Source organism: Halobacteriovorax sp. BALOs_7 (genome assembly GCF_003612895.1).
Classification (GTDB): domain Bacteria; phylum Bdellovibrionota; class Bacteriovoracia; order Bacteriovoracales; family Bacteriovoracaceae; genus Halobacteriovorax_A; species Halobacteriovorax_A vibrionivorans.
The window spans coordinates 2,100,353-2,114,923 of the sequence record NZ_CP027772.1; the positions used below are offsets into that span (position 1 = coordinate 2,100,353).

The 14,571-nt window shown below is 36.5% G+C and carries 11 protein-coding genes; 10 read left to right on the forward strand and 1 reads right to left on the reverse strand.

The annotated features are described in order from the left end of the window. Positions 1–71: 71 nt before the first annotated feature. A complete protein-coding gene (locus BALOs_RS10010; RefSeq protein WP_158536922.1) occupies positions 72–1,838 on the reverse strand; it encodes an acyl-CoA dehydrogenase family protein in 1,767 nt (588 codons plus the stop codon). Positions 1,839–2,080: 242 nt separating this feature from the next. On the opposite strand from BALOs_RS10010, the gene BALOs_RS10015 reads away from it, so the two are divergent. The 10 genes from BALOs_RS10015 to pilM all read left to right on the forward strand — a co-directional run bounded on the left by BALOs_RS10015 (position 2,081) and on the right by pilM (position 14,568). Further along, positions 2,081–3,553 carry a type II secretion system protein N gene (locus tag BALOs_RS10015; protein WP_120405089.1) on the forward strand — a complete coding sequence of 491 codons (1,473 nt, stop codon included), beginning with the start codon at positions 2,081–2,083 and terminating at the stop codon, positions 3,551–3,553. A gap of 16 nt (positions 3,554–3,569) precedes the next feature. Continuing rightward, entirely contained in the window at positions 3,570–5,969 is a 2,400-nt protein-coding gene (gspD, locus tag BALOs_RS10020; RefSeq protein ID WP_115363570.1) for a type II secretion system secretin GspD, read from the forward strand. A 24-nt stretch (positions 5,970–5,993) separates the two neighbouring features. Further along, positions 5,994–7,727 carry a GspE/PulE family protein gene (locus BALOs_RS10025; RefSeq protein ID WP_120405090.1) on the forward strand — a complete coding sequence of 578 codons (1,734 nt, stop codon included), beginning with the start codon at positions 5,994–5,996 and terminating at the stop codon, positions 7,725–7,727. 3 nt (positions 7,728–7,730) lie between these two features. Then, entirely contained in the window at positions 7,731–8,939 is a 1,209-nt protein-coding gene (gene gspF / locus BALOs_RS10030) for a type II secretion system inner membrane protein GspF (RefSeq protein ID WP_115363574.1), read from the forward strand. Positions 8,940–8,984: 45 nt separating this feature from the next. Next, on the forward strand, positions 8,985–9,452 hold the full coding sequence (gene gspG, locus BALOs_RS10035; RefSeq protein ID WP_115363576.1) for a type II secretion system major pseudopilin GspG: 468 nt from the start codon (positions 8,985–8,987) through the stop codon (positions 9,450–9,452). Between the two features lie 19 nt (positions 9,453–9,471). After that, positions 9,472–10,137 carry a Tfp pilus assembly protein FimT/FimU gene (locus BALOs_RS10040; protein ID WP_120405091.1) on the forward strand — a complete coding sequence of 222 codons (666 nt, stop codon included), beginning with the start codon at positions 9,472–9,474 and terminating at the stop codon, positions 10,135–10,137. Then, positions 10,122–10,634, forward strand: coding sequence for a prepilin-type N-terminal cleavage/methylation domain-containing protein (locus BALOs_RS10045; protein WP_115363580.1), 513 nt, complete (start codon positions 10,122–10,124; stop codon positions 10,632–10,634). The genes BALOs_RS10040 and BALOs_RS10045 overlap by 16 nt, the downstream gene beginning before the upstream one ends. After that, positions 10,624–11,559, forward strand: coding sequence for a type II secretion system protein J (locus BALOs_RS10050; protein ID WP_120405092.1), 936 nt, complete (start codon positions 10,624–10,626; stop codon positions 11,557–11,559). The genes BALOs_RS10045 and BALOs_RS10050 overlap by 11 nt, the downstream gene beginning before the upstream one ends. Further along, on the forward strand, positions 11,543–12,913 hold the full coding sequence (locus tag BALOs_RS10055; protein ID WP_120405093.1) for a type II secretion system protein GspK: 1,371 nt from the start codon (positions 11,543–11,545) through the stop codon (positions 12,911–12,913). Before BALOs_RS10050 ends, BALOs_RS10055 begins: the two co-directional genes overlap by 17 nt. Before the next feature lie 77 nt (positions 12,914–12,990). Then, entirely contained in the window at positions 12,991–14,568 is a 1,578-nt protein-coding gene (pilM, locus tag BALOs_RS10060) for a pilus assembly protein PilM (protein WP_120405094.1), read from the forward strand. The last annotated feature ends 3 nt before the right edge of the window (positions 14,569–14,571 follow it).

Genomic DNA, 14,571 nt, shown 5'->3' on the forward strand with positions numbered 1-14,571 from the left:
GATAATAGAAAAAAGAAGGCCCTAGCAAATAACTAGGGCCAATATTTGTGAAAAATATTTTTTTAGAGAAATTAGAAGTTAATAATGTCTAATCCGTAACCATCATTATCACAAACCATATCTGAAGTTGCTTTAACAATCTTATCATCGTGATTTGTCATTGACTTAAGATTTGTTACAACTACTGCTCTAGCATCTTTTAGTGCTACACGAGCAAGGTTAAGACAATAGTCCTTCTTGGCCTGATCAACTTTTTCACTGTTTAAAATAGAAGTTGTACGTGAAATTACTGCAAGCATGACATAAAGATTCATTGCCATTTCAGCAATTCTCTTTTGTGGAAGCTCATTTCCAATAATATTCTTACCGTACTTCATTAGTGTATTTTCAACTTGAATCGCAAATTGACCAAGAAGAGAGTTAAACTTCCCTGCTTCTTTATCTAGCTTTTCATGTTGCTTAGTAATAAGACGTTGACCAATCATTTTAGAGAAACGACCACGTGCAAAGTTTGTTAGTACACCAACTGATTTAATTGGATCTTGTAGTGCTTTAGAAACGTCTGCCGCTTTACCTAACTCTTTCATACTTTCAGAAGGATTTCTAATACCAGAAAGAGCAAGGAAGATTCTAAGAATTTCATTTGTTCCTTCAAAAATCATATTAATACGTGAGTCACGCATATATCTTTCATAAGGATACTCTTTCATATAACCGTTACCGGCCGCAATTTGCATTGCTTGATCACATACTTCCCATAGTGCTTCAGAACCATAAACCTTACAAACAGCTGTCTCTAAGTAATAATCTTTAAGACCTTTACACATATTTCCAGTCGTCATGTAAACGATTGATTCAGTTGCATAAATTCTTGCTGCCATAAGAGCAAGTTTATCTTGGATTAAACCAAACTCAGCAATTGGTGCACCAAATTGCTTACGCCCTTTAGCGTGCTCAGTTGCCATCTTTAGTAGAGTCTTCATACCACCGACACAACCTGCACCAAGTGATAGACGTCCTGAGTTAAGAACGTTCATAGCAATCTTGAAACCTTTTCCAAGCTCACCAATGATATTTTCTTTTGGAACAATTACTTTATCAAAGTATACGGCGCGAGTTTCAGAGGCCCTGATCCCCATCTTCTTCTCTTTTTCTCCAAAAGAGACACCTTCCATACCTTTTTCAACGATGAAACAAGAGATTTTCTCTTTTGTTTCACCATCAATTTCATGATCAGTTTTAGCAAATACTGAGTAGAACTCTGCTGTTCCAGCATTCGTAATCCAAAGTTTTTGTCCAGTTAATGTATAAGTACCATCACCATTATCAACGGCCTTAGTCTTAATAGAATAAGCATCAGAACCAGATCCTGGCTCAGTTAGACAAAATGATGCTAACTTTTCACCAGTAGCAAGTTGTGGAAGCCACTTTGCTTTTTGCTCTTCTGTTCCTTCATTAAGAAGTGCGCGATAACCAATTGACTGGTGTGCACCAATCATTGTTGCAACAGCGCCATCAAATGCAGCAACTTCAGCAAAAACACGACTATATAGAGTGTAATCTAAACCAAGACCACCTAGATCTTCGTTAACACCCATACCAAAAAGACCTAGCTCAGCAAGCCCTTTCATAACTTCATCAGGAATAACGGACTCTTCATCCATTTTTTCGCAGTCTAGTGCATCTTCACAGAATTTACTAACAGCGTTAACCATTTCGCGACCAAAGTCTTGCTGCTCTTCAGTAAAACCTGGAAATGGAAAAACGTTTTCTTCTTTAACTTCACCAAAGAACAGGTCTCCAACAATGGAGTCCATCATTTGCTTCTCTTCACTCATCATTAAGTCCTTTTTTAAATCCTTCTAACTATATTAGAGTATTGATTGACTAGAATTCCCTGACATTTTAGCACGACAATTGTCAAATACGCAAAGTAAACAGATATTATGATTATCCGAGCACAACACTCTGCTTTCCTTAAGAAAAATCTTACCAGATATATCAATGGTTGATGCTTTGGGTAAACAACCTTAAAATACTATAAGGTATTAAAATATAAAAACTTTCAAGAAGAAATTGAATGACGAAAAAGAAAGGATTCTTTTCAAAAATTAAATCGAAACTGTCGAAGGATCAGGATGATGCTGAGTACACTAGTGAAAATCTTCCTGAGACACCTCCATCTGATGAATACGAAGAGTATGAAGATGAGGAAGAAGTAGAAGCAGACTTCGATAATGAAGAGTACGAAGAAGAGTATGAAGAACTTGATGGTGAAGATCATCTAGAAGTCGAAGAAGAGGATACTCCTCCAACTCCCCCAGCGGTGGAAGATCCAACGTTAGAAGTCTATATTGATGACCTATCAGCAGATGATGAGCAAAGCGCTGGCTTCTTAAGCAAATTAAAAAATAAATTAAAAAAGAATAATGATTCTCATGACTCTGAAGACGACGATGAGCTTGAAGTTGATGAAATAGAAGAAGATGAAGATGCAAATAAGTACAACGTAATGCAACGTATGCTTGATCGTATCAAATCAAAAAGAGATGAGCTCTCAACAGCTAATGTAACAGGAAAGAAAGGCAAGCAACAACTAAGTGGGCCACAATACTTTCTACCAAACTTACTTAGTTCAGAGAATCGTCCACAGGTACATCGTTACTTTATCTTGGCCATTACCTTCGTCCTACTCTATCAAGTTGGAAAGATGGCCGCTCTCTATTTAAAAGATAAAGGTGAAGGCTCTTCAATTCAGACAACATTTAGTCGTCCACAAACATATGAGTATAATCGTCCTATTGCTAATATAAGAAATTATAATCCTTTCAATATCCAAGAGGATAAGAACGAAAAAGTTGAAGATAAGCCTAAGAAGCCACGTAATATTATAAAAGTTTGTCGTAGCGCCGAGGCAGAATCAAAGCTTGGCTTGAAACTGATTAACACAGTTGTTCTACAAAATAATAAAAAGTCTGTTGCAAGTATTACAAACCGAGGAAAGCGTTTAAACGTTAGGATTGGAAGTAAGATTGATAATATTGCAGAGATTGGAAATATTTCACGTCAAAAGGTTATCTTTAAAAACCTTCGCTCAGGTGAATGTGAATATATTGAAAATGTAGATGATCGTGCGAGACGTTTTGCACGTAAAACAAAAACAAAGATCCTTCCTCCTAGTCGAGCAAAGGATGTGATGCCTGAATTCAATAAAGATATTAAAGTTGAAGGTAATAACTTTAAGATCAAGAAGCAATTAAGAGATCAACTACTAAGTAATATTGGTGATGTTTTGACTCAAGCTAAGGCCATTACAATTAAGAATCCAGATGGTTCACTTTGTTTTAAAATGACACAGGTAAAGCCAGGGTCAATCTACTCTTACCTGAATGTTCAAAATGATGACATTATTTGCGAAATCAACGGCGCAAAAATAAATAACATGAACCAGATTATGGGGATGTTTGGAAAAATTAAGTCTACGGACTATTACGAATTAGGTATCAAACGCAATGGCGTTCACCAAAGCTTTAATTATAACTTTGTTGATTAAATCATAGGGATCACGGATGAAGAAACTATTTTTAAATCTTTCAGCACTTTCACTACTCTGCCTGTCTACACCATATGCAGAAGCGCAGTTTAGACAGTTTAAGTCAAAGACGAAAGTTAATCGCGATAGCAGCGACAGACCATCTGCAGCAAACTTACTTAACACAAGTACAGCGACTTCAGGGAGTGATGCTTTTGGAAGAACTGCAAATCAACCAAAGAAAACTGATGATGCCTATGTAAACCTAAATCCAGAAACAGCTTTTGGTCCTGAAATTGTTACTAGCTTTGACTTTGAAGATACATCCCTACAAGATCTGACAAAACATATGCAAAAGCTTACTGGTCTCAATCTTATTATCGACAAAGACCTTAAAGGAAAGATTTCAATCTCTGCACCTACTCCAATTACAGTTGGAGATGCATGGAAGGCATACCTAGCAGCTCTTAATATGAATGGTTTAACAATGGTTAAATCAGGTGCATTCTATAAGATTGTTCAAGCAAGAGATATTCGTTATATCCCAACAAAGATCTACACGGGAAACTACGTTCCAGAAACTGAAAATTACTTAATGAAGATTATTGCCCTAAAGAATATTGACTCGACTGAGGTCTCTCGTTCATTTAGACCATTTATGTCTCGTTATGGGCGTATTATTGAAATTAAACAAACAAATACAATTATCATTCAAGATACAGGTTCTAATATTAATCGTCTTATGAGCTTAATTAAGTTCATCGATGTTCCAGGACACGAAGAAACGCTTCAAATTATACCTGTTAAAAATACTTCTGCCTCAGAAATTGCAAAGCTTCTCGATAAAATCCTCAAGGATGACACATCAAAGAAGACCGCACGTCGTAGTAATGATGGCGGAGGACAAAGTATTTCAAAACTTACCGCTGAGCCAAGAACAAATTCTATTATCGCAATGGCCAACTCAAGTGGTGCAAAGAGATTAAAAGAGTTAATTAATAAACTTGATGTTGAGCTAGTCGCTTCAAATAATGAGCAAATCCATGTTTACTACCTCTACCACGGTGATGCCGAGGATATGTCTAAGACACTTTCTGAACTAGTTAGTAGCTCAGGAAGCTCTAGAACATCGAGAACGACGAGACGATCACGCTTCTCCAGAGCAGCAAGTAACGATGATGAAAACGAATTATTCAATGCTGAAGTTAGAATTACAGCAGACAAATCAAATAACGCTCTTGTTGTTACTGCCTCTCCTACTGATTGGCTAACACTTGAAAAAGTAATCAAGAAACTAGACCAACCTAAAGACCAAGTCTTTGTTGAAGGTCTAATTATGGAAACAAATATTTCTAAGTCAAGAGACTTAGGTGTATCAATTGTTGGAGCCTACGGAACAGGTGCTGCTGATAGAGCTGGTTCACTGCAAGGTTCTTCAGGAAGTACACTAACTCAACTACTTTCAGGTTCATGGCAATCAATCGGTGGACTATTTGCAGGTATTGGTATCGGAAACGAAGTTGAAGTTGATGTTGGTGGGCAAACTGTTAAGATCGATTCAGTGAACGCACTGATCTCAGCGATTGCAAGTCACGGTGACACAAATGTTCTCTCGACTCCTCAACTACTCGTTCAAGATAATACAGAAGGTGTATTTGAAGTTGGTGAGAAGATTCCTGTGCCTAAAGAGACACAAGCTTCAAATGGGTCGACAACGACATCACTTGAAACACAAAACGTAACTCTTAAACTTAAGATTACACCACAAATCAATAAGGTTACTCGTTATATCAAACTTAAGATTGATCAGAACCTAGAAGACTTCTCTAGCCGTGCCCTTCCATCAGGTGTTCAAAACGTCGGTGTTGGTACAGTTGTTAGAAGTGCAGTTACAACAGTTACAGTAAGAGATCGTGACACAATTGCCATGAGTGGTTTAATGCGAGACAAGACAGTTGACTCTGTTTCAAAAGTTCCACTACTTGGTGATATCCCTGTCCTAGGCTGGCTATTTAAGAATACAAGTACACAGACTGAAAAACTTAATATGTTATTTTTCTTAACACCAAGTATTTTAGATAACTACCAGCAAGATGTTGCTGAAACTGTTAAAGAGAATTTAAATCGTCGTGCCTCTCACCTGAAGAAATACCATGGTGAAAACGATCCGTTTAAATCAACGGCCAAAGGACTTTACAATAAGGCCAAGAAACAACAAGACGGTCCACTTTATGATGAAAGTCGTAACCGTTACTACAAAGATCAGAATAAGAAAGGTGTTCAAAATCAGGAGATGGACTTAAACAGTAGCGCTCCTGTTGATAAACCAAAGTATGAAGATATCGTTCAGAAGGTAAAGTCTAAAAAAGCTGCTTCAAAAAAAGACAATGAAGTAAGAATTAAAACAAGTAATAAAGACGTTATCATTAGTAAGTAAGAGTTATAAAGGCATACACAGTATATGAGAAACCAAGTGCTAGAAACATTTGAACAGGGAAAAGAGAAGATTGGTGAGCTTTTAATTAAGCACACTTCCCTCACTCGTGAACAACTTGACGAGGCCCTGGATATTCAACAAGAATCGGGAATGCTAATTGGAGAAATTCTCTTAAAGAAGAATTACATTCATCCGCATGACATCACAAAAGTAATCTGTCATCAAATTGATATTCCTTATGAAACTGAAATTGATGTTGATACGATTGACCCTGAACTCATTACTAATATTCCGATTAACTATGCTAAAAGTCAGGAGTTAATTCCAGTACTAGAAACACCACGCTTTGTTTCAATTATTATCACCGACCCTTTTAACTTTGATGCCATCAATGATTTAAGAGAAATCTTTAAAAAAGATATTCATGTCTCAGTTGCTCAGCCTTTAAAAGTTAATGATGCAATCAACAGAGTTTACGAGAAAGCTAATAAGAATATGGTTCAATCTCTTGAGGACGAGTTTGATGAAACTCTCGACCTAGATGGGCCAATTGATATCCTTGATGCTGGAGCTGACGAGGCTCCTGTTATACGCTTTGTTAACTCTATTATCTTTAGAGCTGTTAAAGAGCGTGCAACAGATATTCATATTGAACCTTATGAAAAAGAGTCGATTTATCGTTTTCGTATCAACCGAGTTATGACGGAAGTTTTAAGACAACCTCTAAAAACTCACTCTGCTGTTGCCTCACGTATTAAGGTTATGGCAAAACTAGATATTGCAGAAAAGCGTATGCCACAAGATGGCCGAATTCCAATTAAGATGGCCGGAAAAGATATTGATATTCGTCTTTCAACAGTACCAGTTCAAAATGGTGAACGTATTGTTATGAGGATACTAGAAAAGGATAATAATATCCTTCAACTGGATCACTTAGGCTTCCATGGGAAGGTTCTAAATGATCTCGATGCCCTATCACAAAGAAAAGATGGAATTGTTTACGTATCAGGGCCAACTGGTCACGGTAAGTCAACGACTCTCTTTGCAATGCTAAGTCGTATCAACACTCCTGATCGTATGATCATTACAGTTGAAGACCCGGTGGAATATGAAGTACCAGGTATTTCACAAATTCAGGTAAATCACAAAATTGAATTATCATTTGCTAAAGCACTTCGAGCTATTCTTCGTCAAAACCCTGATGTTATCATGGTTGGGGAAACGAGGGATTATGAAACAGCGGAAATGGCAATTCAAGCATCGATTACAGGTCACTTTGTTCTATCAACAATTCACACCAACGATGCTTCTTCTGTTCCAAACCGTCTAATTGACATGGGTGTACAACCATTTATGATTGCCTCTTCCCTATCTGGCGCACTAGCACAGAGACTTATTCGTACACTTTGTAGTGAGTGTAAGAGACCAAAAGAAATTACGAAATTTGATCTTGAAGTATTAGGTATTAAGGCGATTCCTGAAGGACACACTGTCTATGAATCCGTAGGTTGTCCAAGTTGTGATAACAAAGGATACTCTGGAATGACAGTAGTTGCAGAGCTTCTTATGATTAACGACGAGATCAGAACGATGATTATTAACTCTGCACCCTCTGGAAAGATTAAACGTGCGGCACAAAGAGCTGGAATGAAGACACTTCGCGATGACGCCATTGAGAAGGTTCTTAGAGGTATCACTTCTATCTCTGAAATGAATCGTGCCATTAATATTGAAACAGAAGAAGAAAGAAAAGAGTAATACATGGCCATTTTTGATTATAAAGGTATTGATCGTACAGGTAGCGAGAAGAAAGGCAATATTACGGCCGAAAATGAATTGGCCGCAAAAGCAAAAATTCGCGCTCAAGGTATTATGCTCACATCAATAAAAGAGCATAAATCGGGATCAAAAGCATCTTTTGAAATCAACTTTGGTAGCACAATCTCAATTAATGATCTCTCATTAATGACAAGACAATTAGCAACGCTTATTAAAGCAAGAATTCAAATTGTTGAATCATTTAATGCTTTAATCGAGCAATGTGAAAACCCAAAACTTAAGGTTATACTTTCAGAAATAAGACAAAAGGTTAACGAGGGTTCTTCCCTTGCTGCCGCCCTTGCTGATTACCCAAAAGTTTTTGACCATATCTATGTCAACATGGTTGAAGCCGGTGAACAATCAGGAACTTTAGACATCGTTCTACTACGTCTTGCTGAATTTACAGAAGCGCAAGTTAAATTAAAAAATAAAGTGAAGGGTGCCATGATGTACCCAATAATTATGCTTATTGTTGGTGCAACCGTTATGGGTGTTATTCTAGTTCTCGTTATTCCAAAGATTACAAAAATCTTTGTCTCAATGAAAAAAGAGCTTCCCCTACCAACACAGATTTCAATTTGGCTCTCAAGCTTTCTTCAACAATACTGGTGGGCCGTTATCGTTGGCCTATTCGGCGCCTTCTGGTTATTTAAGCGCTATATCAATACAAAGAAAGGCCGTTCACGTTGGGACTCATTAACTTTAAAGCTACCAATTTTTGGCCAACTTATAACAATGGTAAACGTTTCACGTTTTGCCTCAACTCTATCAACTCTATTGAATTCGGGTGTTCCAATTCTTGCTGCCATGAAAATTGTCAAAAATCTAATCGGCAATGTCCACATGCAGGATGCAATTGAGAGTGCACGTGTTAATATATCTGAAGGTTCTTCAATGGCAGCGCCTTTGGCTCAATCTGGACACTTTCCTATTATGGTGACACACATGATCAGCCTAGGAGAGAAGTCAGGGGAACTTGAGCCAATGCTTAACATTATTGCGGAAAACTACGAAGATCAGGTAGAATCTAAGCTAAGTGGGTTAACATCTGTTTTAGAACCGATTATGATGGTGGGAATGGGTGGTGCCGTTGCATTTATTGTAATGTCGGTAGTTGTTCCAATGATGGAGCTGAACTCAATCAACTAAGCTTAACTTGATTTTAGGAAGAGAAGATATTTAAGGAGATTTATTTTGAAAGATTACAATTTTAAAAACTTTTTTAAGGTTCAGGCTTTAAAAAACCAAGCAGGTATGACGCTAATTGAAATTCTAATTGCATTAACACTTATCTCATTAATGGGGACATTTATTGCAGGTAAAGTTTTTGATTCATTAGAAGAAGGTCGTGTTAAATCAGCTAACATCCAGATGAAGTCACTTGAATCACTTCTAAAAGACTTTAGAAGAAAGTGTAACTTCTACCCTACTACAGAACAAGGTCTAGAAGCACTTCTATCAAAGCCTTCAGGAGGACGTGAGTGTCGTAACTATCCACCAAATGGATTTATTGATGCAGATCAAATTCCTCTAGATCCATGGGATATGGAATACGTTTATACTTCTGATGGTAAGACGTACAATATTATGTCTTATGGTAATGATAATGAAGAAGGCGGAGAAGGTTTCGCTAAAGATCTATACCTAAGAGATAGAAAGTAATTAAAGATTAAAGGTAATCATGCATAGAGGCCATGGACAATCAGGTTTTACATTAATTGAAATTCTGGTATCCATGGCCTTAGCATCTTTACTGCTCTACATGGTTGTGGGAACCTCTTTTTCAAGTCGCCGCAATCTCGATGAAACAATCAATAATATTGAACGCATTATTCGCTTCTCTAGTGATGAAGCAAGCCTTCAAAATAAATTTATTCGTCTTGGTTTTCCTTTAGAAGAACTTGATCAGAGACCAACTCTTGAAATTGCCCAAAGTAATGACTTTGTTATCGACATAGAGGGCACAAGAAACTTTGATGATTTAACCGAAGAAGAACAAGAAGAGATGAAGTCATCTGGGCGCTTCACACCTCTGCCAGAGTTTAACGCCGATGACTTTACGCCTAGTGGTGCAGTTAAAATTGTCGCCGTTGGAAGCACCCTGACACAAAAACTCCATACAACGGGAAAACCTTTCGTCTACTTTTACCCGACAGGTGAAAAAGATTCTGTTATAATTATCTTAGCAACAGAAGAAGAAATGGTTGCTCTTTCAACCGAGCCATACTCTCAAGTAATTAATAGAGAGTATATAGCACTTGAAGGTGTCAACTTTGGAAACGAAGACTATGTTGAGAAGTTAATTGAAAAAGCAAACGAATTGTATGACGAATGGTTAAGCAACTAAAAAACAACTCTGGTTTCACATTAATTGAAGTTCTTATAGGACTTGCTATATTTGCAGTATTCATTACTGCATATATTACAGCACAAGGTCTAAATATTACAGACTCAATAGAGATGCGCTCAGAGATCACTCTGCGTGAATACGCTGTTAAAAAGGTCAATGAAATAGTGGCCTACCCACCAGAGCTTAAAGAAAGCCTAACTTTAAAAGCTGAAACAGGAAAGTTTGAAGAAAACGAAAATATTAGCTACAGCGTAGAATGGAATAAGTTTATTGTTCCCGATTACGAAAAAATTACAGGTCAAGAAACTCCTGAAGATGGAGATGACAGTAACAACTCTATTCAAAAACAAATTTTTTCAGTTGTTAAAGATAATTTAGAAAAACTAATTTGGCAGGTTCGTGTAACAGTAAAAGACGAAACGACTGAAGAGTCATTTTCATTAAGTACTTGGATCTCAAACGAAAAATACAAAGTTCAAATAAATGGTTTATAAAAGAGATGAAAAGATATTAGCAAATAAAGCTGGCTTCACATTAATCGAAGTCTTAATTGCTATTGCTATTCTTTCATTTCTCATGACGGCCATTTATCAAATTGTCGATAGTAGTGCCACAACAAACGAACGAATAACTTCAGAAGACAGAGAAAGACTTCAATTAGAAATTGGTCTTATGCGAATTCAAAGAGACCTCGAGTTAATCCACTCTCCTCTATATTTTGAATCACAAAAGTCAGAAGATAATAAATTATTTGCTAAGACATATCAGCAAAGCCAGCGCTCAAGTACTTCAGGCTCACAACTTGGAAGTGGACAACCAGGTTCACAAACACAAGGCCAGAGTCAGTCTCAAACTCAGAACACGAATCCTCCAGTGATGACTTCTCACCTCTATCAAAATAAGAACTTTGATAATTTATCATCTAGTAATATTCCGATCCCTATTCTTATTAATGAAGAGAAAGGCTCGCTAATTTTTATGACTTCTGCAAACCGAAGACTTATAAAAAACTCAAAGCAGTCTAATTTGATTTGGGTTCGATATCGCGTTGTAACAACTGAAACATCAGGAGTTGATGAAGAAGAAAAGAATAAAGAAGCTCCTTACTCATTAACTAGAACAGTAATTTCACAAAACCTCTATGATACAGAGCTAGATTGGGAAGATGCAAAAGAGTACGCTGTCATTAATAACTTAAGGGATTTTTACTTTGAGTTTTATAGCCCAGAAAAAGAAAAATTTGTTGCATCATTAAAAGAATTAAATAAGTTAAGAAATACGCCAAGACTAATAAAACTGAACCTAGACTACGTTTCAAAAAATGGCGATGAATTTGAGATAGAAAGAACAGTAAGAGTCCTATGGCCTACGTTTGATACAACTGAAGATTTAAAAGAGAAATATGAAGTCAAAAAATAGCACTTTTAACATTATATTAAAGAACAATTCCGGTATTGCTATTATCATGGTAACAACGGTGGTTGCTATCTTGACTGTTCTCTTAGCACAATTTACTTATGAGACAAAGCTTAACAAAATTCGCATTGAGCACCAAGTTGATAAGGCCCAAGCAAAGCTAAATGCTGAAGCAGGTCTACAATATGCTCTTTCAATTCTAAAAGTGTATCGTGAAGCATGGAATAAATTAGAAGATAATACTTCTCTTCAAAATACTATTTCAAAAAGTGATATTGAAGCGATTGCGACACAGCCATTTATGATTCCAATTCCTACAACTGGAGAGATGTCGGCCCTACAAAAGAATGCGATTGCTGAGTTTGAAGATGAATCATTCATTCAGGGGACTCTTTCAGTTAGCTTAAAATCGATTACAGGATTTCTAAACCCTAATACACTAAGAGTTATTAAGCCAATCAATCAAAATGCCAATAGCTCTTCTCAGAGCAGCTCATCGCAACAAGGAAGTGGCCAGTCACTAAAGCCACATGAGTTTATGGAAAAAACTTTTATTGAAATGCTTGAGAAAACTTTTAGAGAAGAGATTGAAAATAGTGAAACATTCGCTCTACACTACTCGAATTTAGATCCCAGGTTACTAGTAAAAGAATTGAAATATTACGTATCTGGAGAAAATGATTACGATGAGCCTGAGAAGGCCGATATTCAAAGAACTTATCAAAATGAGGGAATTGAAGCAAAACATGCAGCATTTGAGACAACAGACGAGCTCTACTCTCTAGCTGGCTGGGATGATGAAATCGTAAACTTAATTAAAGACCGTATTAGCATTCACAACGTATCTGTAATTAACGTCAATGAAATCACTCTTAATCAATTAAAAGTTCTCTTTCCAGAAATGTCAGATGTGGCACTTGAAGAGTTTTTTAAATACCGTGACGGAGATGAAGAGTCAGGTATTACGGCAACACCTTTTAAAACAGAAAAGGACTTTAAAGCTCTTCTCACGGGGCGAATTGGTGCCATCGATGCAAGTGAATATGATAAGAGAATTAAAGAGTTTGCAGATGCTGACATTGTTATTGGAACTGGTGGAAAATTATTTAAACTTGAGTCCATCGGCACTTATGGAAACTCTACCTATAAGTTGACTGCTTTTATCGACTTACCAATCAAGCCTCAATCACCTTCAACAAACTCACAAGGACAAACTGGTTCACTCAATCAAGGCTCTAATAATGGCCAAGTAAATAACCAAGGAACAAACCAGACTACTCAAGGTCAGCAGCAACAAAATGAAGAAAGTAAATACTATCTTCTAAGGCCAAGAGTTGTAGAAATCCGTACATACTAACTTCCCTCCTTTTGCATGGCAAAATTTTCATTATAAAAAGTAACAGCAAAGTTATTGAAATTTGGTAAAATAAATTTATGAGCATTTTAGTTATTGACTGTGGTACGTACAGTATCAAATTTATTGAAGGCCGAGTTCAAAAGAAGAAATTCATCATTGAAGAGTTAGAAGAGATTCTACTTGAAGATGTTAGAGGGCCAAATGAAATTGATATCTCTATTCATGAGTTACAACAAAGAATTATTTCTGGATACCTCCAGGATCAAAACTTCCATGGAAGAATTATCACTCAATTACCAAATGAGTTCTTAACAAATCGCTATCTTGATTTGCCAGCAAAGAATAAAAAAGATGCTGAGCTTATGATCCCTTTTCAACTTGAAGAGGATCTTCCTTTTAATATTATTGATACTCACTATATTGTGAATCTCTATAAGAAAATTAATGGGCAATTTTCTGCCATTGTACAAATTGCAGAAAAGAATGTTTTTGCAACATATCGCAATTTCCTACAAGCCTATCATACAGTACCTTCTAACCTAACTTCCGAGTTAAGTGTTTATCAAAGTTTCGTTGAAGAAAAGAAAATCGAATCAAATGTATGTATCTTAGATATCGGTCACGAAACAACTAAGGCGTATCTTGTTTATAATGGAATTATTTATACACACCATATTTCATACGTTGCAGGTGCCGCAATTGATGAGGCGATCTCTAAAACTTATGACATTGGGCCAAGTGAAGCGCGTATCTTCAAGCATGAAAATAGCTTCTTTTTAACAAAGTCTCAGCTTGATAGTGTTACAAAAGAGCAACAAGATTTCGCACTGATGATGCATCAAACATTTAAGGATCTACTGTCACAAATTGATCGTTGGCTTCTAGGCCATCGAGTAAAGACAGGTCAAAGTATTGAGCATATTTACCTTACTGGTGGAAGTGCAAATATTAAAAATATTGATAATTATATTACTGAAAGATTAAAAGTTAGTGTTTCTCAATTTATGTCACCGGGTCTTGAGAAGATGGTATCAACACACGAGTACAATGCCCTCACGCTTGGTTACACAATGGGTGCGACTAATGCTTTCAAAGAACCAGCAAAGAATTTCTTTACTAAAGAATTTGCCTCGGCCCTAAAAGATGGAATCAAACTAGAAAATACAATTTTTTCTTTTTATCGTGTTGCAATTGTTTGTCTCATTATAATTGCAGGCCTTCTCGTTGAATCATTCTATTTCATAAACAATGACATAAAGACAACTAACCGTGAAATAAGACAACTTATTAAAACAAGTGATCTAAATTTAACAAGAAAACAAACTGCTTACTTAAGAAAAAAACCAGAAAGACTTCAAAAGATTGTTGAGCGTAAGAACAAGGCAATTAATATCGATTTAGAAGTATTAGAAAGTGTCCCTACTTCAAGTGCACTTAAAAACCTTCACACAGTAACTGAAGCAATTAAAAGAAATACTCAAGTTTCATTAACAAAGTATCGTGGTGACCTCACTAGCGGTTATGCTGAATTCAACACAAAGACGCAACGAGATCGCGACCAACTCATCAAGGTTCTAAAAAAATTAAATGTTAACGAAGCAAATATAGACGAGTCAAAACAAAGTAGCGTAATCATTAGCTTTAAAGGCAAATAGAAT

Excerpts from the sequence above, each read along its gene's own strand:
- gspF (WP_115363574.1), top strand. The coding sequence starts at position 7,731 with ATGGCCATTTTTGATTATAAAGGTATTGATCGTACAGGTAGCGAGAAG.
- BALOs_RS10010 (WP_158536922.1), bottom strand. The coding sequence starts at position 1,838 with ATGAGTGAAGAGAAGCAAATGATGGACTCCATTGTTGGAGACCTGTTC.
- BALOs_RS10045 (WP_115363580.1), top strand. The coding sequence starts at position 10,122 with ATGGTTAAGCAACTAAAAAACAACTCTGGTTTCACATTAATTGAAGTT.
- BALOs_RS10050 (WP_120405092.1), top strand. The coding sequence starts at position 10,624 with ATGGTTTATAAAAGAGATGAAAAGATATTAGCAAATAAAGCTGGCTTC.
- BALOs_RS10055 (WP_120405093.1), top strand. The coding sequence starts at position 11,543 with ATGAAGTCAAAAAATAGCACTTTTAACATTATATTAAAGAACAATTCC.
- BALOs_RS10025 (WP_120405090.1), top strand. The coding sequence starts at position 5,994 with ATGAGAAACCAAGTGCTAGAAACATTTGAACAGGGAAAAGAGAAGATT.
- BALOs_RS10015 (WP_120405089.1), top strand. The coding sequence starts at position 2,081 with ATGACGAAAAAGAAAGGATTCTTTTCAAAAATTAAATCGAAACTGTCG.
- BALOs_RS10040 (WP_120405091.1), top strand. The coding sequence starts at position 9,472 with ATGCATAGAGGCCATGGACAATCAGGTTTTACATTAATTGAAATTCTG.
- gspD (WP_115363570.1), top strand. The coding sequence starts at position 3,570 with ATGAAGAAACTATTTTTAAATCTTTCAGCACTTTCACTACTCTGCCTG.
- pilM (WP_120405094.1), top strand. The coding sequence starts at position 12,991 with ATGAGCATTTTAGTTATTGACTGTGGTACGTACAGTATCAAATTTATT.